Source organism: Actinacidiphila sp. bgisy160 (genome assembly GCF_057707815.1).
Window position 1 is genome coordinate 1 of record NZ_JBYIQW010000069.1, and the last position, 20,552, is coordinate 20,552.

At 71.3% G+C, this 20,552-nt stretch carries 18 protein-coding genes and 1 pseudogene; 11 read left to right on the forward strand and 8 right to left on the reverse strand.

Annotation, left to right across the window (positions count from 1 at the left end):
* Positions 1–4: 4 nt before the first annotated feature.
* Entirely contained in the window at positions 5–613 is a 609-nt protein-coding gene (wrbA, locus tag AC3EUJ_RS33165; protein ID WP_431968012.1) for an NAD(P)H:quinone oxidoreductase, read from the reverse strand.
* Positions 614–788: 175 nt separating this feature from the next.
* Here wrbA and AC3EUJ_RS33170 point away from each other — a divergent pair, with 175 nt between their 5' ends.
* Both AC3EUJ_RS33170 and AC3EUJ_RS33175 read left to right on the forward strand, forming a co-directional pair.
* Positions 789–1,262 (forward strand): MarR family winged helix-turn-helix transcriptional regulator, encoded by a 474-nt coding sequence (locus tag AC3EUJ_RS33170; RefSeq protein ID WP_431968013.1) that lies wholly within the window; start codon positions 789–791, stop codon positions 1,260–1,262.
* 419 nt (positions 1,263–1,681) lie between these two features.
* Positions 1,682–2,257, forward strand: coding sequence for a CGNR zinc finger domain-containing protein (locus AC3EUJ_RS33175; protein WP_431968067.1), 576 nt, complete (start codon positions 1,682–1,684; stop codon positions 2,255–2,257).
* Positions 2,258–2,342: 85 nt separating this feature from the next.
* On the opposite strand, the gene AC3EUJ_RS33180 is transcribed toward AC3EUJ_RS33175, so the two are convergent.
* Both AC3EUJ_RS33180 and AC3EUJ_RS33185 read right to left on the reverse strand, forming a co-directional pair.
* Complete coding sequence (locus AC3EUJ_RS33180; RefSeq protein WP_431968015.1) at positions 2,343–3,041, reverse strand: cytochrome b/b6 domain-containing protein; 699 nt, start codon at positions 3,039–3,041, stop codon at positions 2,343–2,345.
* Complete coding sequence (locus tag AC3EUJ_RS33185) at positions 2,983–3,657, reverse strand: molybdopterin-dependent oxidoreductase (protein ID WP_431968069.1); 675 nt, start codon at positions 3,655–3,657, stop codon at positions 2,983–2,985. Before AC3EUJ_RS33185 ends, AC3EUJ_RS33180 begins: the two co-directional genes overlap by 59 nt.
* An 849-nt stretch (positions 3,658–4,506) precedes the next feature.
* Between AC3EUJ_RS33185 and AC3EUJ_RS33190 the strand changes: the two genes are divergently transcribed.
* The 8 genes from AC3EUJ_RS33190 (at position 4,507) to AC3EUJ_RS33225 (ending at position 14,411) form a co-directional block, all read left to right on the forward strand.
* Positions 4,507–6,456: an N-acetylmuramoyl-L-alanine amidase gene (locus tag AC3EUJ_RS33190; protein ID WP_431968017.1), complete on the forward strand. Its 1,950-nt coding sequence runs from the start codon at positions 4,507–4,509 to the stop codon at positions 6,454–6,456.
* 161 nt (positions 6,457–6,617) lie between these two features.
* Complete coding sequence (locus AC3EUJ_RS33195; protein WP_431968019.1) at positions 6,618–7,076, forward strand: hypothetical protein; 459 nt, start codon at positions 6,618–6,620, stop codon at positions 7,074–7,076.
* An 82-nt stretch (positions 7,077–7,158) separates the two neighbouring features.
* The gene (locus AC3EUJ_RS33200; protein WP_431968021.1) at positions 7,159–8,604 is read left to right on the forward strand and encodes a glyceraldehyde-3-phosphate dehydrogenase; all 1,446 of its coding nucleotides are present in this window, start codon (positions 7,159–7,161) and stop codon (positions 8,602–8,604) included.
* Positions 8,605–8,731: 127 nt separating this feature from the next.
* Positions 8,732–9,472 carry a GNAT family N-acetyltransferase gene (locus AC3EUJ_RS33205; protein WP_431968023.1) on the forward strand — a complete coding sequence of 247 codons (741 nt, stop codon included), beginning with the start codon at positions 8,732–8,734 and terminating at the stop codon, positions 9,470–9,472.
* Between the two features lie 221 nt (positions 9,473–9,693).
* On the forward strand, positions 9,694–10,419 hold the full coding sequence (locus AC3EUJ_RS33210; RefSeq protein WP_431968025.1) for a DUF2625 family protein: 726 nt from the start codon (positions 9,694–9,696) through the stop codon (positions 10,417–10,419).
* A gap of 96 nt (positions 10,420–10,515) precedes the next feature.
* Entirely contained in the window at positions 10,516–11,724 is a 1,209-nt protein-coding gene (locus tag AC3EUJ_RS33215; protein WP_431968027.1) for a serine/threonine-protein kinase, read from the forward strand.
* A 357-nt stretch (positions 11,725–12,081) separates the two neighbouring features.
* Entirely contained in the window at positions 12,082–13,383 is a 1,302-nt protein-coding gene (locus AC3EUJ_RS33220; protein WP_431968029.1) for a hemolysin family protein, read from the forward strand.
* Positions 13,380–14,411, forward strand: coding sequence for a hemolysin family protein (locus AC3EUJ_RS33225; RefSeq protein ID WP_431968031.1), 1,032 nt, complete (start codon positions 13,380–13,382; stop codon positions 14,409–14,411). Before AC3EUJ_RS33220 ends, AC3EUJ_RS33225 begins: the two co-directional genes overlap by 4 nt.
* Before the next feature lie 105 nt (positions 14,412–14,516).
* Here the strand turns inward: AC3EUJ_RS33225 and AC3EUJ_RS33230 are convergent, their stop codons facing one another.
* The 5 genes and pseudogenes from AC3EUJ_RS33230 to AC3EUJ_RS33250 all read right to left on the reverse strand — a co-directional run bounded on the left by AC3EUJ_RS33230 (position 14,517) and on the right by AC3EUJ_RS33250 (position 19,675).
* Positions 14,517–14,756, reverse strand: coding sequence for a twin-arginine translocase TatA/TatE family subunit (locus AC3EUJ_RS33230; RefSeq protein WP_431968033.1), 240 nt, complete (start codon positions 14,754–14,756; stop codon positions 14,517–14,519).
* A 59-nt stretch (positions 14,757–14,815) separates the two neighbouring features.
* The gene (locus tag AC3EUJ_RS33235) at positions 14,816–17,362 is read right to left on the reverse strand and encodes a Pls/PosA family non-ribosomal peptide synthetase (protein ID WP_431968035.1); all 2,547 of its coding nucleotides are present in this window, start codon (positions 17,360–17,362) and stop codon (positions 14,816–14,818) included.
* Positions 17,363–17,684: 322 nt separating this feature from the next.
* A pseudogene (locus AC3EUJ_RS33240) lies at positions 17,685–18,043 on the reverse strand (FAD-dependent monooxygenase); the annotation flags it as partial.
* Positions 18,044–18,480: 437 nt separating this feature from the next.
* Positions 18,481–18,909, reverse strand: a complete 429-nt coding sequence (locus AC3EUJ_RS33245; RefSeq protein ID WP_431968037.1) for a VOC family protein — start codon at positions 18,907–18,909, stop codon at positions 18,481–18,483.
* 340 nt (positions 18,910–19,249) lie between these two features.
* A complete protein-coding gene (locus AC3EUJ_RS33250) occupies positions 19,250–19,675 on the reverse strand; it encodes a nuclear transport factor 2 family protein (protein ID WP_431968039.1) in 426 nt (141 codons plus the stop codon).
* A 134-nt stretch (positions 19,676–19,809) separates the two neighbouring features.
* Between AC3EUJ_RS33250 and AC3EUJ_RS33255 the strand changes: the two genes are divergently transcribed.
* Positions 19,810–20,328, forward strand: coding sequence for a TetR/AcrR family transcriptional regulator (locus AC3EUJ_RS33255; RefSeq protein ID WP_431968041.1), 519 nt, complete (start codon positions 19,810–19,812; stop codon positions 20,326–20,328).
* The last annotated feature ends 224 nt before the right edge of the window (positions 20,329–20,552 follow it).

A 20,552-nucleotide genomic window follows, 5' to 3' on the forward strand; every position in this document is an offset into this window, starting at 1 on the left:
CGGGTCAGGCAGCCTTGAGCTGCGCGGCGACCCGGACGACCCGCTCGGCCTGGACACGGGCCGCGGTGCGGGTGACCTCGTCCACGGGGTTGTTGCCCTGGCCGTCCACGTGGGAGGTGCCGTAGGGGTTGCCGTCGATGAACTTGGACGGCTGAGTGAAGCCCGGGGTCACCGTGATGCCGCCGAAGTGGTGGATCGAGGTGTAGAGGGCCAGCAGCGTGGCCTCCTGGCCGGCGTGCGCGGTGGCGCTGGAGACGAAGGCGCTGTAGACCTTGTCGGTCAGCTTGCCCTCGGCCCACAGACCGCCCAGCGTGTCGATGAACTGCTTGAGCTGCGCCGAGACGTTGCCGAAGCGGGTGGGGGTACCGAAGATCACGGCGTCGGCCCACTCGACGTCCTCGGGCGTGGCGTGCGGGACGTGCGCGTTCGCGGCGTGGTGGGCGGCCCAGGCCGGGTTGGTCTCGATGGCGGCCTGCGGGGCGAGCTCGGCCGCCTTGACCAGGCGCACCTCGGCGCCGGCCTTGACGGCGGCGTCGTGCAGTTCCCTGGCGATCTCGGTGATGGTGCCGGTCGAGGAGTAGTAGACGATGGCGAGCTTGACGGGGGTGGCCACAGGAGGCACTCCGTTTCTTTCGTCGTGTTGCGATGGGGGATGATCGAACCGGCACTAACCGACCGGTCGCCTATCCGAAACTAGATGACCGGTCGACAACTGTCAAAAGCGGGTGTTCGCACGGAGTGCCGATCGCTGAGGTCTCATTGATCCGTCAAGGAGCTAAAGTGGGGGCATGGCGTCCACGAAGCAGCAATTGCAGCCCCTCAGCGCGAGCGAGGAAGCATTCGTGCGTGCGCTGGGCCGGGTGCTTCTGGAACTCCCGCGTGCCGTCGACGCCGACATGGTCGAGGGGGCCGGGCTGGCGCTCTCCGAGTACACGCCGCTGATGTACCTCTCCGAGACCCCGGGGCGCGCGATGCGGATGAGCGAACTCGCCGCCGCCTGCAGCCTCTCCCTCAGCGGGATGACCCGCGTCGTCATCCGGCTGGAGAAGCACGGCTGGGTGGAACGCGTCAAGTGCGTCGAGGACGGCCGCGGTTGGAACGCCGTGCTGACGGACGCCGGGCTCGAGCGCCTGGAGCGGGCCTGGCCGACGCACCTCGCCAGCGTGCGACGCCACCTCGTCGACCACTTCGGCGACCAGGACCTCGCCGCGCTGACCATCGCGCTGCGCCAGGTGGCGGCCGACCGGGGCGACCGCGCCTGACCCCGGCCGCCCGGTCCGGGAAGATCGTCGTCCCGTCCACCCTACGACGCCCTCCGGACCTGGTCCGGCTCCAACAGGGGTACTGCCGGACCCCTGTTGGAGGGGTCCCCTCTCCTCCGACCTGTTTTCCCGGTGTTTGCCTGGAGAGCGGGCACCCATTCCCCGCTCCGCAGGGCGCGGTGCATGGTGCACAGGAGGGCGGACGCGATGACCTGGCAGGCACGTATCACCACTCCGTGGACCCGCGCAGCTCCGCACGCCTGTGGCAGTCACCCTCGGCATGCTCGCCGCCGCGCCCGCGGTCATCCCCCTGACCGCGGGGCGGCGGCGAGCGACCGGCGGGAGGAACGGCGGGTAAGGGCGTGGCGTCGGCCGGGGGCCTTGCCCTCTTGTTCGTCACCTGTCAAAATGGTGACATGATGCATGTGTTCAAGTGCGGCATGCCCGTGCTGGACTTCGTGGGAACGCTGAGGCGTCGCCGCAATCCGGAGCCCCAGGAGATGCTCACGACGCCGGAGAGCCTCGACGCCTGGTTCCGCGAGTCGGGGCTCGTCGACGGGGACGTGCTCGCGCAGCCGTCCGACGTGGCGGCGGCGGTCTCCCTGCGGGAGGCGGTCTTCTCACTGATCAGGTCCGCCCTGAACAAGGAGGCCTACGACGCCGACGCGCTCGCGCTCCTCAACGCGACGGCACGCACGCCGTCCGCCGTCCCGCAGCTCACCCGGCAGGGGCGCCGGGTCGAGGCGACACCGCAGCAGGCGCTGTCGTCGCTGGCCCGGGAGGCCGTCCGGCTCCTCAGCGGCCCGGACGTGGAGCTGATCAAGGAGTGCAGCAGGCCGGAGTGCACGCAGATCTACCTCGACCGCTCTCACGGCAGCCGTCGTGAGTGGTGTGCCATGGACCCCTGTGGCAACCGCGTGAAGGCGGCGGCGTACCGCGCGCGCAAGAAGGCGGCCAAGCCGCCGTTGGCCGCGTCCGGCGCGCGGAGCGAATAGCCGCCCGATGTGCCCGGGTGGGCGGGGCCCCGTTCTCCGGGGCCCCGCCCACCCGGGCACATGTCCGTGTGCGGCAGGCCGGCGGTCAGCGCTCCCGCGTGTCCTTCGTCGGCGGGCGGTCCTCGTCCAGCCAGTGGGCGTGCCAACGTCTCGCCCACCCGAAGGACACGTACCCCGTGCGCATACCGAGCCGGGCCTGCGGGTCCTGGAACGCCTTGCGCATGTGCCCGATCACCACCAGGGCGATCGCCCAGGCCAGGACGTCGTGCACGAAGATCGCGCTGGTACGCGAGACCGCCGGCAGCAGTCCCGTGAACCACATCAGCAGCCCGGTGGCCGTCATGACCAGGACGGCTCCGGCGAGCCAGCCCGCGTAGAGCTTCTGGCCCGCGTTGAACTTGCCGGCGGGACGCATGTCCGGCGACGTCAGACGCCTGCGCGCGGCCCGCAGCCAGCGCTTGTCGTACGCGGCGAAGCGGTTCAGCCTGCGCAGGTCGGCGCGGAAGGCGGGGGAGGCGAGCCCGAGCAGGAAGGGCAGCGGCAGCAGGATCCCCGACCACTCGTGGACCGTCGCGACCAGATGGCGGCGCCCGACCAGCTGGGCCAGCGGCCCCAGGTAGAGGCAGGCCGCGGTCACCAGGCACACCAGCATCAGCAGTCCGGTGCCGCGGTGCACCCAGCGTTCCGCTCGGGTGAACCTCAGGACGCGCCCGGAGACCTCGGAGTCAGGCGGCCTGCGCGTCGCCACGCCGGTCGGCCCCGTCGAGCCAGCCGTCGACGTCATAGCCGTACTCCTCCCAGTAGCCGGGGATGACCTCGTCGGTCACGGTGATTCCGGACAGCCACTTGGCCGACTTGTAGAAGTACATCGGCGCGGCGTAGAGCCGGACGGGGCCGCCGTGCTCGTGGCTGACGGGCTTGTCCTGCATCTTCAGGGCGACCAGCATGTCGGGGCGGCGGGCCTGGGTGAGGGTCAGGCTCTCGGTGTAGACACCGTCGAAGCACGTGAAGTGGACCGCCTTGCCCTCGGGGCGCACCCCCGCGGCGTCCAGCAGGTCCGACAGCGGTACGCCCTCGAACGGGGTGTCCGCCACCCGCCAGCCGTCGGTGCACTGCACGTCGCGCACGATCCGCTTCTGCGGAAGCGCGCGCAGGTCGTCGAGCGTGTACGTCCGGGGACGGTCGACGAGGCCGTTGACCTTCAGACGGTAGGTCCGCGAGTCCTTTCGCGGCACCGAGCCGACGACGCTGTAGTAGCGGAAGCCGCCCGGGTTGGGGAGGACCCCGGTGAGCCCGGTGGGGTCGGCCTGCGAGGCGGCGCCGAGGAAGTCCTCCCAGCCGCGCTGCAGCCAGGGCGCGGCGGCGACGCCGGCGACCCCGGCGCCGAGCATGCCGAGCATGGCCCGGCGCGCCACGGGGGCACCGCGCCCGGGCCGGTTCTCCTGGTCGGCCACGGTCACCACCCCCCGTTCCGGGAGACGGCCCCGGCGGCTCGCGCGCCCACCACGACGTCGTCGCATTCCAGAGCCTGGCTCACGCAGCCTCTCCTGTTCCGGCGACGCGAGGACCAATGCGTCACCTGTTGAAGTGGTGATGACCCTCGCACGGAGGCAAGTCACCTGTCAAGAAAGTGATGAATTCCGAGGGGTGAGACGCGTTCCCGGAGTGGAGTCGCGAATGCCCCGATTCGATCCGTTGTGGCCCCGCAGTTGTTTGCAGGCTGCAGCGCTTTCCTGATCTACTCCTTGACGCAGCAAGCGCTATTGGCCGGGGTCTGCCGCTCTCGTGTGCACGCCCGTCCGGACAAGAAGAGGGATCTTCGTGAGCTTTCACCGCCGGGGCGGGGACGCGCCGGGGCGTCGTGCGACTGCGATGCACCGGCCGAATTCGTCCGCCGACGCGGCCTGTGCCCTTGGCTCCCTCCCGGTTTCCCTTCACGGGTGCGGGAGTTGTGGTGGGCAATGGGAATTCGGCTGATGGACCCCGGTGCTTTTCCCGCTCGCCGTCCGGTGGATCCGGCCGGCCGCCAGCGTGGAAAAGCCTGTGCGTCGGCGCCGGTCAGCACCGGTGCCGGCCGTCCGGCCCGGAGTGCGACTGGCGAACCGGGGTGCTGTGGCTCGATCGTGACGGCGCCTCGGTTCCAGGAGTTTCGGGGTGAGTGACGCCGCGAGCCTTCCACGGGACGGCGACACGTCATACCGACGTGTTGCCGGGGAATTGGCCCATTCGTTCAATATTTGGGATCGTTCATGACATCAGAGACAACCACCCGCCGGCACGCCAGGCGGCGCGGGCCCGTCCTGCTGGCCGCGGCCGGCGCGCTGGTGGTCGCGGGCTCGGTGGCCTTGCCGCTGACGGCGCAGGCGACCGGCGCCGGGCCGGCGGACACCGCCCGGCAGCGCGACTTCGCCGCGGCGGCCGACGAGTACCACGTGCCGGAGCAGCTGTTGCTGGCCGTGGCGTACCAGGAGTCGGCGTGGGACGGGCACGCGGGCGGGCACAGCACGAGCGGCGGTTTCGGGCCGATGCATCTCACCGACGTCACCACGCAGATGGTGGCCGGCGGTGACGCCGGAGCGGCCGGCCGCGCCGACATCGCGTCCTTCGTCGCGGACCCGGCCCAGCACACCCTCCAGGCCGCGGCGAAGCTCACCGGTCTGTCCGCGCGGGAACTGCGCAGCGACCCGGCCGCCAACATCCGCGGCGGTGCGGCGCTCCTCGCGTCGTACCAGAAGGCCACAGCCGGATCCGCCTCCGCCGACCCCGGCCACTGGTACGGGGCCGTCGCCCGGTACAGCCAGGCCTCGCAGCGGCAGGGTGCCCAGGCGTTCGCGGACCGGGTCTTCGCCACCCTGGCCAAGGGCGCCGGCCGCACCACGGCGGACGGCCAGCGGGTCAGCCTGGCCGCCGCGCCGCAGGTCGAGCCCGCCAGGGGCCAGTTGGCGAAGCTGCACCTGAAGGCCGCCGCCATCACGGACACCGAGTGCCCCACGACCGTGGACTGCACCTTCGTGCCGGCGGCGCCGAGCAACGGCCAGGTCTCCGACCGGCCCGCCAACGGCATCCGGATCGACAGCATCGTCATCCACGACATCGAGGGCTCGTACGAGTCCGCCATCGCCACCTTCCAGGCCCCGGGCAGCTCGGCCGCCTCGCACTACGTGATGCGCTCCTCGGACGGCGCGGTGACGCAGATGATGCCCACGAAGGACATCGCCTTCCACGCGGGCAACTACTCGTCCAACATGCACTCCATCGGCATCGAGCACGAGGGCTACGCCGCGCACGGCGCCTCCTGGTACACCGAGGCGCAGTACGAGGCCACCGCCGAGCTGGTGAAGTACCTGTCCGGACGCTTCGGCATCCCGCTGGACCGGCAGCACATCGTCGGCCACGACAACGTTGTCTCGCCGGACTCCGCCCATGCCTCGGGCATGCACTGGGACCCGGGCACGTTCTGGGACTGGGAGCACTTCATGGACCTCCTCGGCGTGTCCGTCGAGGGCAAGCACGGAGTCGGTGACATCGGCTCGGTGGTGACCATCGCCCCCGGGTTCGAGCGCAACCAGCAGACCGTCGAGATCTGCCCGTCCGACGATCCGACCGGTGCCACCCCCGAGTGCACCGAGGTGACGCAGCCCTCGAACTCCCTGTTCGTGCGCACCGCCCCCAGCAGCACCGCGCCCCTCTTCGGGGACCCCGCGATCCACCCTGGTGGCAACGGCACCGACCGGGTCAACGACTGGGGCAACACCGTGCAGGCCGGCCAGCAGTTCGTGGTCGCCGGCAAGGAGGGCCCCTGGACCGCGATCTGGTTCAGCGGCAGCAGGGTGTGGTTCCACAACCCGCTCGGCGCCAACACCATTCCGGCGCGCGGCGGTTACACCCTCGTCAAGGCCGGCGTGACGCCCGCCACCCCGCCGGTGAAGGTGTACGGCTCCAGCTACCCGGACGCCTCGGAATACCCGGCCGGCTACGGCGCCTCCACCCAGGCCCCGCTGAGCATGTACGACATCCCGTCCGGCCAGGCCTACGTCGCCACCGCGCCGGCGGCGCTGACCGACGACTACTTCAAGGCCGACGGCAAGGTCGTCCTCGGTGCCAGGAAGATGTACACGATCCAGTACAACCACCGGGTCGCCCTGGTGTACGCGAACGACGTCATCGCCACGGTGCGTCCCGCGCACGACGAGCGCTGACGCCCGCACCCCGCGCTGAGGGTGGGGCCCGTGAGCCACGGCTTCCGGGCTCCACCCGTGCGTCGGCACCCGTCCACTCCCCCCACCCGCCCCGCCGGCCGCCCCCGGTCCGGCACCCCGGTGAGCAGCATTCGCCGGCAGCACCACCTCTGGAGCCACAGGTGCGCACAGCACGCCTGTCCGCAGCACTCGCCACCGCCGCCCTCGGTGTCTGCGCCGTCTCCTGCGCGGACGCGCGCCACCGCGGTGAACCGGCTGCCGAGGTGTCCGTGCAGGACCTGCGGGTCGGTGCCGTCTGCTCCTCGCGCTTCGACTTCGCCACCGACGTCTCGTGCGGGCTGGTGGAACTCGGCGACGTCCGCTTCCACTGCGCGGGCGAGCACGACGGTCCCTGTCCCAGGACCCGCTCCGTGACGTTCGAGAACATCGGCAGGACCTCGGTGCGGCTCGTGGCGGTGAGCGGGTCGGCGCCTGGGGAGCGACACGAGACCGTCTCCCGCGCGCTGCCGACCGGGGCGCGCACGGTCGTGGCGCCGCGCGCCGGTGACCGGTACCTCTTCGACGTCCTCCTGCGCGCGGAGGCCGGCTCTGCGGCCGTGGGGGTCGTCGCCGTCTCCTGAGGCCACCGGGTAGGACCCGCGGGAACCGCGAGATGGCGGTGTGGTTAACATATGAGCACCGCCTAGCTCGAAAGATAAGCCTGTGACTGTCAATGAGGACTCGTTCACCGACTGGAAGCACCGCGAGGAGATCGCGGAATCGATGATTCCGATCATCGGGAGGCTGCACAGGGAGCGGGACGTGACCGTCCTGCTGTACAGCCGCTCCTTGGTGAACAAGTCGGTGATCAGCATCCTCAAGGCCCACCGCTTCGTCCGGCAGATCGCCGGGGAGGAGCTCTCGGTCACCGAGACGCTGCCGTTCCTGCGGGCCCTCACCACGCTCGACCTCGGCCCGTCCCAGATCGACATCGGCATGCTCGCCGCGACGTACAAGGCCGACGGCCGCGGTCTGTCCGTGGCGGAGTTCACCGCGGGGGCCGTCGCGGGCGCCACGGGCGCCGACAAGATCGAGCGCCGCGAGCCGCGCGACGTCGTCCTCTACGGCTTCGGCCGCATCGGCCGGCTCCTCGCCCGCCTGCTGATCGAGAAGGCCGGTTCCGGCAACGGCCTGCGGCTGCGCGCCATCGTCGTCCGCAAGGGCTCGGGCCAGGACATCGTGAAGCGCGCCTCGCTGCTGCGCCGCGACTCCATCCACGGTCAGTTCCAGGGCACGATCACCGTCGACGAGGCGAACAGCACGATCGTCGCCAACGGCAACGAGATCAAGGTGATCTACGCCGACGACCCGACGTCGCTCGACTACACGGCGTACGGCGTCAAGAACGCCATCCTCATCGACAACACCGGCAAGTGGCGTGACCGCGAAGGCCTGTCGCAGCACCTGCGGCCCGGCGTCGACAAGGTCGTCCTGACCGCGCCGGGCAAGGGCGACGTCCCCAACGTCGTCCACGGCGTCAACCACGACATGATCAAGCCGGACGAGCGGATCCTGTCCTGCGCCTCCTGCACCACCAACGCCATCGTGCCGCCGCTGAAGGCGATGGCGGACGAGTACGGCGTCCTGCGCGGCCACGTCGAGACGGTCCACTCGTTCACCAACGACCAGAACCTGCTCGACAACTACCACAGCTCCGACCGCCGCGGCCGTTCGGCACCGCTCAACATGGTCATCACCGAGACCGGTGCCGCCTCGGCCGTCGCCAAGGCGCTGCCCGACCTCAAGGCGAGGATCACCGGCAGCTCCATCCGCGTGCCGGTGCCGGACGTCTCGATCGCGATCCTCAGTCTGCAGCTGGCCCGCGAGACCACCCGCGGGGAGGTCCTCGAGCACCTCCGTGAGGTGTCGCTGACCTCGCCGCTGAAGCGCCAGATCGACTTCATCAGCGCCCCCGACGCCGTCTCCAGCGACTTCATCGGCTCGCGGCACGCCTCGATCGTCGATGCCGGCGCCACCAAGGTCGACGGCGACAACGCCATCCTCTATCTCTGGTACGACAACGAGTTCGGCTACTCGTGCCAGGTCATCCGGGTCGTCCAGCACGTCTCCGAGGTCGAGTACCCGACCTACCCGGCCCCGCGGGCCTGACGGCCGGGCGCTCCGGTGCGCCCGGGCGGCCCCCCGACCGCACATCGTTTGCGCGCACCGGCGCACGGCCCGCAGCATGGGCCGCGTGAGAGCGACACCGACATCGATGGGCGGGTACCGAGTGGCCGTGCGGGAAGAAGAGCGCCTGGTCCTGCTCGGGCCGGAAGGACTGCCGGAACTCACGTACGTCGAGGGGGTCCGGGACGGTCGTCCGTGGGCCGACCTCGCGCGGGTGGTGGGGCCCGACCCCGTACCGGCCGTGCTGGCGGGTATGCCGGGGTGGGCCGTGTCGGGTTCCGTGGAACTCGGCGAGCAGCTCGTCCGGCACGGTGCCCGGGTCCTGCGGCACGCGCACGGCATGGAGCGGGACCTCGTCGCCGACCCGCCGCCGCGCGAGTGGGCCTCGGTGCCCCTGCCGGACGGCCTGCGCGTCGTGCCCTGCGACCGGGCGGCCCACGAGCTGTTCCCCGCGTGGCGCGCCGCCTTCTCACCCGGCCATCCCGACCACCATCAGGGCAGTGACGAGGAGGCCCTCGACGCCCAGCTGGCCCCCTTGCTGTCGGGCGCCGTGCTCGGGCCCGTCCTCGCGTGCAGCACCCTTGCCGTCGACGGTGCCGGCCATGTCGTCGCGGGGGTCGTCGTGACGGACCGGGACGGCCGCCCGTGGGTCGCGACGGTCTTCCGGCAGCCGGAATCCCGTTACGCCGGTCTCGGTTCGCGGCTGCTGCGCCGGATGCTGGCGGACGCGGCGGCGGGCGGTCTCGCACGGATCGGCCTGGCCGTGAGCGACGCCAATCCCGCCCGCGGGCTGTACGAGCAGCTCGGGTTCGCCGTCACCGACACCTCGCTCACCGTCCTCGTCCCCTGAGCCGGGGCGGTCGCCGCGGGTGCCGCCGGGGCGAACCCAACCGCCGCGCGGGAACAACGCTGCCTGGGGTCAGGGGCGTTGAGCCGCGCCCCGGCCCGCGCGGCGCCGAGGCAGGTCACTGCCGTGCGCCGGTCCCGCACGGTGCCCCTCGCCGGGGTGGGTGACGCAGGCGTCCCCGCCCCGCGCCCGCTGGGCCGGGACCGGGCTGGGATCATCCTGGGATGCGACAGATCGACGAGTTGACCGACGTGGACACCCCGGCGTGGCCGGAGCTGGAGGCCATGCTCACCGCCGCGCCGGTGCCCGTCCGGGTGCTGCCCGCCGATCGTGACGAAGGGCGCCGTTGCCTGCTGCAACTGCAGGTGACCGCCCGGTCGTCGCTGGGTGCCCTGGTGCTGAACACCGGCGGGGTGCTCCTGGACGACGGCTGGGTGCGGGTGTTCGGAGGTGGTGGGACGCCCGGGGGGAGCCTGCCGAGCCTGGGGCAGGTCAACCGGTTCCCCGCGGTCCTCGACTCCGCGTGGCATCCCGGCACGGGTCTCGTCGTCGGCCAGGACGCGCTGGGCGGGGTGTTCGCGCTCAACGGCCACGAGCCCGCGGCCGCGGGGCGCCCGGGCGAGCCGGGCCAGATGACCTACTTCGCGCCCGACACCCTCGAGTGGGAGGCCATGGAGTTGGGGCACTCCGGGTGGGTCGCCTGGCTGCTCTCGGGGCAGTCGGCGACCTTCTACGACGGGCTGCGCTGGCCGGGCTGGCGTGAGGAGGCCGCGGCGCTCGCCCCCTCGCAAGGGATCGCCGTGTACCCGTTCCTGTGGTCCGAGGAGGCCCACGCCGACCTCGCGGGGACGACCCGGCGGGCGGCTCCGATGCGCGAAGTCCTCGCGGTGGCGGCCGACTTCGCCGAACGCATGGGTCCGGCCGGGCCGGGGTTCCTCGGGCAGGTGTGAGCCCCCCGGCGGTTGCGGCCGCAGGTCATCGCGGGTGCGCGGGTGAAGTACCTTAAGGGGGGTCTGGTTTGGCTCGCGGGATCGAGGTCGTACGACGTGCTGGTGGCGGATCGGTATCGCTTGGACGCGCCCATCGGCCGCGGTGGCATGGGCGAGGTGTGGCGGGCGACCGACGAGGTGCTGGGACGTCCCGTCGCGGTCAAGCTCCTGCTGGGCGACGGTTCCGACCCCTCGGCGGCCGCGCGGTTCCGGCTGGAGGCGCAGACGGCGGCGCGCCTGGGTCACCCGCACGTCGTGGCGGTCTTCGACTTCGGGGCCTGGGACGGGCGGTTCTTCCTCGTCATGGAACTGGTCGACGGCGACAGCCTGGCCCAGTTGCTGGAGGCCGGGCACATGCTGGGCGCCGAACGCGTCGCGGCCGTCGCCGCGCAGGCCGCCGCGGGCCTGGCGGCCGCCCATCAGCAGGGCATCGTCCACCGCGACATCAAGCCGGGCAACCTGATGCTCGACACCGCGGGATCGCTCAAGATCGGCGACTTCGGGATAGCCCGGTTCGTCGACGATCCGGCCGCCGGGCTCACCATGACCGGGCAGATCGTCGGTACCAGCCTCTACCTCGCCCCCGAGCGGGCCCTGGGCCAGACCGCCGGGCCGGCCTCCGACGTGTACGCCCTCGGATGCGTCCTGTACCAGTTGCTGACGGGCCGTGCGCCGTTCCAGGGCGACAGCGCGACGGCCCTGCTCTACCAGCACATCGACAGCGCGCCCGTGCCGCCCTCCCTGCTGGGCGCCGACCTGCCCTCCGCCTTCGAGGAGTACCTGCTCGGGCTCCTCGCCAAGCAGCCGGGGGAGCGGCCGACGGCCCAGGACGTGGCCGACTGGTTCCGCACCGACGCGTGGCGCGCGCACGCCGTCCCTTCGCCCGCCGTCCTGCCACCGCACGGCGCCCCGGACCCGGCGGGCCACCGGGCAGGCACGGCCGCGCTCGTGCGTCCTCCGGCGGTGCGGCCGGCGTCCAGGCGGCGGGCGGCGCCCGCGCAACGACGCAGCGCAGGGGAGTTCATCCGCTACCGGCCCCGCGTCGCGAGCGCCATCGCCGGGGTGGTGGCCTTCGTGGTGGCCGTGATCCTCGGCATGATCTGGTTCTCGCCGGAGAGCAGTTCCGCGAAGACCCCCACCGACAGGCCCGGCGCGACGCCGACCCAGGGGACCGGGTCGGCGCCCGGGGCCGGCACCCCGTCCGACGACCGGAACGGCGGCCAGGGCGGCGACCAGGGCGGCGACGACGCACAGGACGAGGACTGAGGCGGGGACCGGTCAGCCCACGTCCCCTGCGCCCGGTGCGAGCGCACCGGCGGCGACCAGCCCGTTGATCAGCACACCGAACAGCACGCGGTGGATCACGAACGGCGTGAAGCCGTGCGTGGAGACGTACGTGCCGGTCGGGCAGGAAGAGGGGCGTCGCCCGATCGCGCGGAGGTAGGGCGACGTCAGAGGGCCGTTCCCGGTTGACGGCTGTCTTTGCCCTTCCTTTACCATGGGGGAAACCTGCCGTACCGAGCACGAAGAAGGAGCCGCGGTTCCCGCGATGGACCATCCCCCGAGTACCGACCGTGTCATCCCCGGACAGGCCCGCGCAGGCGTGGGAACGGGGGTGACACGGTGACCGAGGTCCTGCTCCTTCTGCTGGCCCTGCTGCTGACCCTGGCCTGCGCGGTGTTCGTCGCGGCGGAGCTCTCCCTGACCACGGTGGAACGCGGCGAGCTGGAACGTTCCGCCGCCGCCGGTGAGCGCGGCGCGGACGGTGCCCTCAAAGCGGTGCGGCGGCTGACGCTGCAGTTGTCCGGCGCGCAGCTGGGCATCACGGTGACCTCGCTGGTCATCGGCATGCTCGCCGAGCCGTCCCTGGCGGTGCTGCTGAGCGGGCCGGTCGAGGCCGTCGGTCTGCCCGAGGGCGCCGCGGCCATGACAGGGACCGTCCTGGGCGTCGTCATCTCGACCGTGGTGCTGATGGTGATCGGTGAGCTGGTGCCCAAGAACTGGGCGATCTCCAGTCCGCTGGCCGTCGCCAAGGTGGTGGCCGGGCCGCAGCGCGGCTTCACCGCGGCCTTCTCACCGCTGATCAAGCACCTCGACGACGCCGCGAACCGTCTGGTGCGCCGGTTCGGCCTGGAACCTGCCGAGGAACTGGCCTCCGCCCGCACCCCCGACGAGCTGCGGGCCCTGGCCCGCCACTCCGCCGCCGAGGGCGTGCTGGAGCCCGACTCCGCCGAGCTCTTCGTCCGCACGCTCCACCTGAGCGAGCTGACCGCGGAGAACGTCATGACCCCGCGCGTGGACGTATGTGCCCTGGAGGCCCACGCGACCGCCGCCGACGCCGCGGCGCTGTCGCTGTCCACGGGCCTGTCCCGCTTCCCCGTCTACCGGGACAGCCTCGACGAGGTGATCGGCACCGTCCACATCCGCGACGTCCTGGCGCTCCCGGCCGGCGAGCGCGCCATCACGACCGTGGGCGCCCTCGCCACGGCACCGCTGCTCGTGCCCGACAGCCTGCCGGTGAACCGGCTGCTGGACCGGCTGCGCAGCCGCCGCACCATGGCCGTCGTCATCGACGAGTACGGCGGCACGGCCGGTGTCGTCACCGTCGAGGACGTCGTGGAGGAGGTCGTCGGCGACGTGCGCGACGAACACGACCCCCAGCAGCGGCCCGACCTCGCCCCCACGGGCGACGGGTCGTGGGAGGCCGACGGCAACGTCCGGATGGACCAGCTCGCCGGCATCGGCCTGACCGCGTCCGACGGCCCGTACGAGACCGTCGCCGGCCTGCTGGCCGCCACCCTCGGCCGGATCCCCGCCCGGGGTGACGCCGCCGAGGTCGACGGCTGGCGCTTCACCGTGCTCAGCGTCGACCACCACGTGGCCGAGCGAGTCCGTGTCGCACGTATCCCCGAGGACGGCCGATGACCGCGCTGCAACTCGCCGTCGGCGCCCTCACGCTGCTGACGAACGCCTTCTTCGTGGGCGGTGAATTCGCCCTGATCTCCGTACGGCGCAGCCAGATCGAGCCGCGCGCGCAGGGGGGCGACAGGCGGGCCCGCAGCGTGCTGTGGGGTCTGCAGCACTTGTCCGCCCTGCTGGCCACGGCGCAGCTGGGCATCACCGTCTCCTCGCTGGTGCTGGGCGCGGTCGCCGAGCCCGCCATCGCCCACCTGCTGGAGCCGGGCTTCGAGGCGGTGCACGTCCCGCACGCGCTGGTGCACCCGATCTCGTTCGTGATCGCCCTGGCGGCGGCCACCTACCTGCACATGCTGGTCGGCGAGATGGTGCCCAAGAACATCGCGCTCGCCGCGCCCGAGCGCGCCGCGCTGCTGCTCGGCCCGCCGCTGGTGGCCGTCACCCGCGCGCTGCGCCCCGTGGTCTTCGGCGTCAACGCCTTCGCCAACGCCCTGCTGCGGCTGCTGCGCGTCGAGCCGAGGAACGAGGTCGCGGCCGTCTTCACCGACGACGAACTGGCCCGCCTGGTCCAGGACTCCAGCGCCGCCGGCCTGCTCGACGCCACGGGCGGCGAGCGCTTGCGCGACGCGCTGGAACTCGGCAGCCGCCCGGTGGGGGAGATCCTCGTGCCGGCCGGCCGCATGGTCACTGTCGGCGAGCGGGTCACCCCGGACGAGCTGGAGCGGACCGCCGTCGCGTCCGGCTACTCCCGCCTGCCGGTCAGCGGCGCCGACGGTGGTGTCCTGGGCTTCCTCCACATCAAGGACACCCTCGGCGTCGCCGAGCGCGACCGCCCCTTCCCCCGGAGCGCCTTTCATCCCGTGATCCGCCTGCGTCCGACCACCCCGCTGGACGACACGCTCACCGCCCTGCGCGCCGCGGGCACGCACCTCGCCGCGGTCACCGGGGACGACGGCACGCTGCTCGGCTACGTCACCATGGAGGACGTGCTCGAGGAACTCGTCGGCACGGCCGGGGAGGTGGAGGAGGCGGCCTGAGTCGCTGCCCGGCGGTTCCGCGCGTCGTGGTGGGCGAGGTGGTGGCCGCAACGCAACCGCAACCGCACACCGTTCCGGCCGCTTCAGCTCCTGCTGCCGTGGGGCTCAGCGCGCGGTGCCGTCCGGCTCGTCCGTCCTGCGGGTCACATCCCCGGGGGCCGCCCGGATGACGCGCGGGGCGGGCCGCTCGGCGGACGGGTCGTCGTCCGCCTTCATCGCCGCGGCCTCGCTCCTGAGGATGCGGGTGGCCTTCCCGGCGGAGCGGACGAGGCCGGGGAGCTTCCTGATGCCGATCAGGACGATGACCACGATGAGCAGCAGGGCGAGCTCGCTGAGGCCGAACATCGCGGGGTTCCCTCCGGTTGGTCAGGGCGCGGTACGCCCGTGCGACGACCCTGTGGAAACTACAGCACTGCGGAGCCCGGGCGGGCCCCGGCCGCGGCGCCCCGCATCTCCCGGGCCGGGTTGCCGCCCCAGTGGGCCCGCTCCGGCACCTCCTCGCCCTTCATCAGGAAGGAGTCGGGCGCGAGGACCGCGTCGTCGCCCATCGTCACGCCGTAGTGGACGAGGGCGCCCACGCCGACGGTGCACCGGCTGCCCAGCGTGGTGCGGTCCGACTTGAAGGTGCCGTCCTCCTGCGAATGGCACTGAATCCGGGTGCCCTCGTTGAGGACGCATTCGTCGCCGATGGTGACGAGGGACCGCTCGGGCACGTAGCAGCCGTCGTCGAAGACCCGGCTGCCGATCCGGACGCCGAGCAGCCGCCAGACGACGGTCTTGAAGGGCGTGCCGTTCAGGACCGCGATCGCCTCGGTCGGGTTGGTGATCTTCCAGTAGCGTTCGTGCCGCCAGAAGGGACGTTCGTAGATCGAGCAGTACAGCGGCCGCAGACCCTTCCGGCCCGCGGCCGCGCGCTCGGTCAGCGTCATGCCGGCGATGGCGAACAGCACCGTGAGGACGTTGGCGAACGCGATCACCGCCGGGCCGAACGCGTCGTAGAGGTCCGCGGCGACCGACACGACCAGGGCGACGCAGAAGAAGAACAGCCACCGCGACAGCAGGTGCAGGGCCATGGTGCCGGCGTTGTGCCTGTTCTTGGCCGCCAGGCGGCGGCGGAAGGTCCGGCCGTCCTTCAGGTGGTCGAACCTGCTGTCCCGCAGGACGGACCGGGGGATCTCGAAACTGGGCGAGCCGAGGAGGCCGACGCCTTCACGGACCTTCCCGTCGAGCGGGACCATCACCTTGGTGGCCAGGAGGCAGTTGTCACCGGTCCTGGCCCCGGAGGGGAAGGCGATGTAGTTGCCGAGGAAGTTGCGCGGGCCGATCGCCGTCCCGGACGTCCGGAAGGACGTGGCCGTGTAGTCGGTGTTGATGACCGACAGCCCGTCGGCGATCATCGTCCCCCTGCCGACGCTGGTCAGACAGGGGTTGTCCTGCCGCACCGTCAGGCCGAAGTTGGAGCCGGTCTGCTCGACGTCGCCCAGGTCGTACCCGAGGCGGCTCAGATAGGGGACGATCGCCGAGCTGTCGCCGAACAGGACCTTGTGGAAGCGCCGGTTGGTGAGGAACCCGATGGCCCGGTGCGCCCCGTAGCGGAGGCCGAACAGGGGGTAGTCGGTCCCGGGCCGTACGAGGAGCGCAAGCACGCGCGGCACGCTCACCGAGACCAGGGCCCCCAGGACGACGGCGCCGAAGAAGAAGATCGCGGACGCGGCGAGAGCGTCGGCGTAGAACGCCGGGCTCGTCAGCGCCATGGGCCCGGGTCGCAGCAGCGCCTGGAACTGCGGGACCGCGGCGATCAGCAGGACGATGCCGCCGACGGCCACGGGGACGTACACGATCAGGGCCGTCAGTACCTGGGTCGTCGCGTAGGCGGCCCTGCGGACGGTGCCGCAGCGGGCGGGACGGGCCGCACGGCGGTAGTCCACCTCGGTCGGCTGGGCCGGGGAACCGTGCCAGCGTTCGCCGTCGGGCACGGACTGGCCGGCGTGCAGCGAGGACGAGTGCCCGAGCTGGGTGCCGTCGCCCATGGCGGTCCCGATGTCCAGGACCGTCGCCTCGCCGATCAGCACGTCCCTGCCGAGGGTGACCGTTCCGGTCCGGATCACTCCCGACTGCGCCCGGTAGCAGTTGAGGAAGGCGTCCTTGCGGATCACCGTGCCGTCGCCGACGGTGAGCAGGTCGGTGCAGACGGGGACATGGCGCGTCAGTATCGTGACGCGGCGTCCGATCCTCGCGCCGAGCGCCCGCAGGTAGAGGGAGTAGAGCGGGGAACCGGCGAACAACGCCAGCGGGTTCGCCCGGATCAGCGTCTTGGCGCACCAGAAGCGGACGTACGCCAGGCTCCAGAGGCGGATCTCCCGTGGACGCCACCGGCCGACGAGCGCCCACTTGGCCACGATGGGCAGCACGCACACCCCGGCGAAGACGGCGGCACCGAAAGCGACCGCCCTCAGGTAGGTGCCGAGCAGCCCGGAGCCGTCCGCGATCCACTCCACGCCTTCCGCGAAGACGAGGGCCGCCGCATAGGAGTAGGTGAGGAAGAACAGCAGTTGCAGCGTCGCGCACAGCACGTAACGCGGCGTACCCGGCGGCTTTCCCATCGTGGCCGGCGCGTACGGTGCCGCCGCCGGGGCGGCGGCCGGGGCGGCGGCCGGGGCGGCGGCCGGGGGCGGGGCGTCGGCGAGGGCCGCCGCCAGGCTCCTGACGGTCGGGTGGCGGTAGACGTCCTTGATCGAGACGGACGGCACGTCCTGACGCTTCCTGAGCCGCGCGCAGAAGCGGGCCATCACCATGGAGTCCGCGCCTAGGTCGGTGAAGAAGTTGCCGTCGAGCGGGACCCGCTCGGCCTGCACGACCGGGGCCAGTACCTCGGCGAGGATCCGTTCGCGGTCGGTGGCCGCGGACTCGTCGGGATCGGGGGTCAGGACGTCGACCGGGATGTCCGCCATGCCGGCTCCATGAGGGGTGCGAATCACGTGCGGTCGAGCTGAGCGCCGAGGCGGCACCGCCTCGGCCGACGTCCGAGCGAGCGATCCGGAATCTGTGGGTGGGCCGTGTGTCCGGTATCGGTGATGTGTGTATCGTACTGGCAGTCTCGGTCCCGGGCGCCACGGACGCCAACCGGCCGGGCCGTCGCCTACGGCGACTGCGGAGCGCTCCGGGTGCGGCACCGCTGCTCGACGGGGAGCGGATGGCTGCTGGGTCCACGTGTTCGTCGCCCTCGATGACGCCCTGATCGTAGGACGGCACGGTGTCCGGATCCTGCTCGCGCCGGTCGAGCAGCAGACCGCGGCCGCCGTGCATCAGCTCGTACAGCCGCCCCCCGCCTCAGTCCCACGTCCCGCAGCCGCCGGCCCGAGCAGTTCGTGGCCCTCACCGAAGTCGTAGCGGACCGCGATCGCGGTGATCTTCTCGATCAGACGCCGGTTCACCTCCTCGAGGTCCATCAGCTCCGCCAGCAGCCGGCGCACCGCCTGGGGACCCGGCTCGGTCGACAGCAGCTGCATCCGCGCGCGGGTGTTGTCCAGCACGTCGGCGGCGACCGGATGCCGTTCGGCGTGACAGCTGTCCAGCAGGCCCTCCGGCGCCCAGCCGTTCACCGCGGCGGCGAGCTTCCAGCCGAGGTTGAAGTCCAGGGCCGTCGCTGCATCCCGCTCCACCCACGACTCGTAACCCACCAGGTCACGCGAGGTCGCCGCCCAGTAGTCACCCGTGAAGTTCTTCTGCCCCTCGAACGCGATGAACTTCCGGACCGGGACGGCAGGTTCGAAAGGTTCATCCCAGTAGCGGGCCAGTGAACCAAGCCGTCCAACCCCGTCGACGCCGGCGCACCCCACCTGACGTCCGACGCGTACTCCCAGGCGGCTCCCGACCGCGCAGGCTCGCTCACGGCCACCTCCCCGACGCCCATGCGCCTCGCTGTGAGCGTCGGCCACCCGGCGTGAGGCCATGCCCAGACACAGAAGGCGTCACCCCATCGAGCGACCACCCGTTCCGTACACCACGAGAACCAGATCACTTGAGACCACAGACCAGGTTCTCTCGTACGGGGACACGTTCACGGCCCTCAGTCGATACAGAACTCGTTACCCTCGATGTCCAGCATCGGGATGCACGCATCGTTGCCGTCGTACAGCGTCTGCACGTGTACCGCGCCAAGCGGGACCAACCGTGCGCATTCGGCCTCAAGCGCGGCCAGGCGCTCTTCACCCACGAGTCCGGTGCCGACCCGCACATCAAGATGAACCCGGTTCTTGACGGCCTTCCCTTCGGGGACGCGCTGGAAGTACAGCCGCGGGCCCACACCTGAGGGATCAATGCAGGCGAACCATGAATCCCGCTGCGCAGGTGGCTGCGAGCTCTTGAAGTCATCCCAATTGACAAACCCCTCCGGCGGCGGCGGTATGACGTACCCCAGCACCTCGCACCAGAAACGGGCGAGGCGCTCAGGTTCTGCGCAGTCGAAGGTGACTTGGAACTTCTTGATCGACGTCATCGGCCCACCATATTGGCGCGTGCCGTTCACGGTTCCACCGCGTGCGGGTCGAGGTCTCGCGTGACATGAGCAGCGTCAACGGGCCAGATCACCTGAGACGACGAGCGAATCGGAGCAGTTCGCTTGAGACAGGGGACCAGATCGACAGAGACGGGACAACAGGTCACGCGCGTGTCCTGTCTCAACGAAGTCAGTCGTCCACCCTTGCGCTGACCTGCGTGGACTGGATTGGGTGAGACGCGAGGACTTGATTCGTTGAGACAGATCTCGTGGGGCCGGGACCGAACAGGCTGAGTGCTGTCCGGTCCCAGGTCGGGCCGCCGCTGCACTGGTCGGGCCGTCACGCCCTGGCGCTGGCGACTCCTGAGCCGTCCATGTAGTCGCGGACTCGTGTGATCAGTCCGTTGCGGACGTGGAGTATCAGGAGGCCGGGGACGGTGAACGTGGTGGCCTTGGCGGGCAGCGTTCCCACCACGACATGCTCGGCGACGATCACTTCGGGATCGGCGGTCTCGTAGGCCGCGACCCTGCTGACCTCCTCCACCTGGACGGGACTGGCGCCCCAGGCTGCCCGGTATCCGCCGCGCACGGCCTCACGACCCTCGAAGCTCGGGGGGAATCCGGGTGAGGCGAACGGGAACTCGTGCACTGCGTCGATGGAGTAGAGATCGGCGAGATCGTCCGGGGACTTGTCGAGCATGGCTTGGTAGTAGCAGGTCAGCACCTCGTGTGGGGTGCGAACAGCAGGTGTATCAAGAGATGACACGGGGGTTATTCCATTCACTCAACGCTTGTTGACCCAATCACCGTAGGGTCGGCCGGACGTTCGGTCAACGCCTGTAGAGTGAATCGGTGTCCACTTCTCGCCAGTCCCGCGCCGACCGACGCCGAGCGACCGAGGTGCGCATCCTCGACAGCGCCCGGGAGTTGTTCGCCGAGAAGGGATTCGAGCGCACCACCATTCGCGCCGTGGCCGCTGCGGCGAGCGTTGATCCGGCTCTCGTCATGCAGTACTTCGGCTCGAAGCGGGAGCTGTTCAGCCAAGCCGTGCAGGCGTTGCCCGCCCCGCTGACGGCAACTGACACCGACGAGCTCGTCGATCAGTTGCTGGCCTCCCTCGGCCTCAAGCTCGGTGGTCTGCCCGAGGGCACGCTGGCGATGATGCGGTCGATGCTCACCGACCAGGCTGCAGCCGATCACGTCCGTGCCGCTCTCGGCCGGCAGATCGACAGTGTCGGTGCCGCCATGCCCGCCGCCGAGGATCCCGAACTGCGCGCCGCACTGGTTGTCACCGCGTTGCTGGGCGTGACCATCGGCCACCAGCTCCTCGGCCTGGCCGCGCTTCGCGAGGCCTCTGCGGATCACATCGCCGCGTTGCTCCGCCCGGCCATCAAGGCCCTGGCCGGACCGCCGGGGTGAACGCAACGCCCCGGTTGCTCGGAATGTGAGCACGCTGTACTCAGGCTCAGCAGCGGTAGTAGGGGTGGAACGCGGGGAGGGCCCTGAGACGTTCACGGTGGGTCGCGGCGCGGTAAATGCGGGAACACCACACCGGCTGGCACCGACTTCCGCGTGAGGAGCTTGTCCTCTGCTGCGGATCCTGCCCGCAGTGTCCGCACTGCCCCCTGGCCCACCAGGCCTCG

What these genes read in the sequence shown, in the direction of transcription:
- AC3EUJ_RS33170 (WP_431968013.1), top strand. Translation starts at nt 789, where the DNA reads ATGGCGTCCACGAAGCAGCAATTGCAGCCCCTCAGCGCGAGCGAGGAA.
- AC3EUJ_RS33180 (WP_431968015.1), bottom strand. Translation starts at nt 3,041, where the DNA reads ATGACGTCGACGGCTGGCTCGACGGGGCCGACCGGCGTGGCGACGCGC.
- AC3EUJ_RS33175 (WP_431968067.1), top strand. Translation starts at nt 1,682, where the DNA reads ATGCATGTGTTCAAGTGCGGCATGCCCGTGCTGGACTTCGTGGGAACG.
- AC3EUJ_RS33245 (WP_431968037.1), bottom strand. Translation starts at nt 18,909, where the DNA reads ATGACGTCGATCAAGAAGTTCCAAGTCACCTTCGACTGCGCAGAACCT.
- AC3EUJ_RS33230 (WP_431968033.1), bottom strand. Translation starts at nt 14,756, where the DNA reads ATGTTCGGCCTCAGCGAGCTCGCCCTGCTGCTCATCGTGGTCATCGTC.
- AC3EUJ_RS33225 (WP_431968031.1), top strand. Translation starts at nt 13,380, where the DNA reads ATGACCGCGCTGCAACTCGCCGTCGGCGCCCTCACGCTGCTGACGAAC.
- AC3EUJ_RS33235 (WP_431968035.1), bottom strand. Translation starts at nt 17,362, where the DNA reads ATGGCGGACATCCCGGTCGACGTCCTGACCCCCGATCCCGACGAGTCC.
- AC3EUJ_RS33185 (WP_431968069.1), bottom strand. Translation starts at nt 3,657, where the DNA reads ATGCTCGGCATGCTCGGCGCCGGGGTCGCCGGCGTCGCCGCCGCGCCC.
- AC3EUJ_RS33190 (WP_431968017.1), top strand. Translation starts at nt 4,507, where the DNA reads ATGACATCAGAGACAACCACCCGCCGGCACGCCAGGCGGCGCGGGCCC.
- AC3EUJ_RS33210 (WP_431968025.1), top strand. Translation starts at nt 9,694, where the DNA reads ATGCGACAGATCGACGAGTTGACCGACGTGGACACCCCGGCGTGGCCG.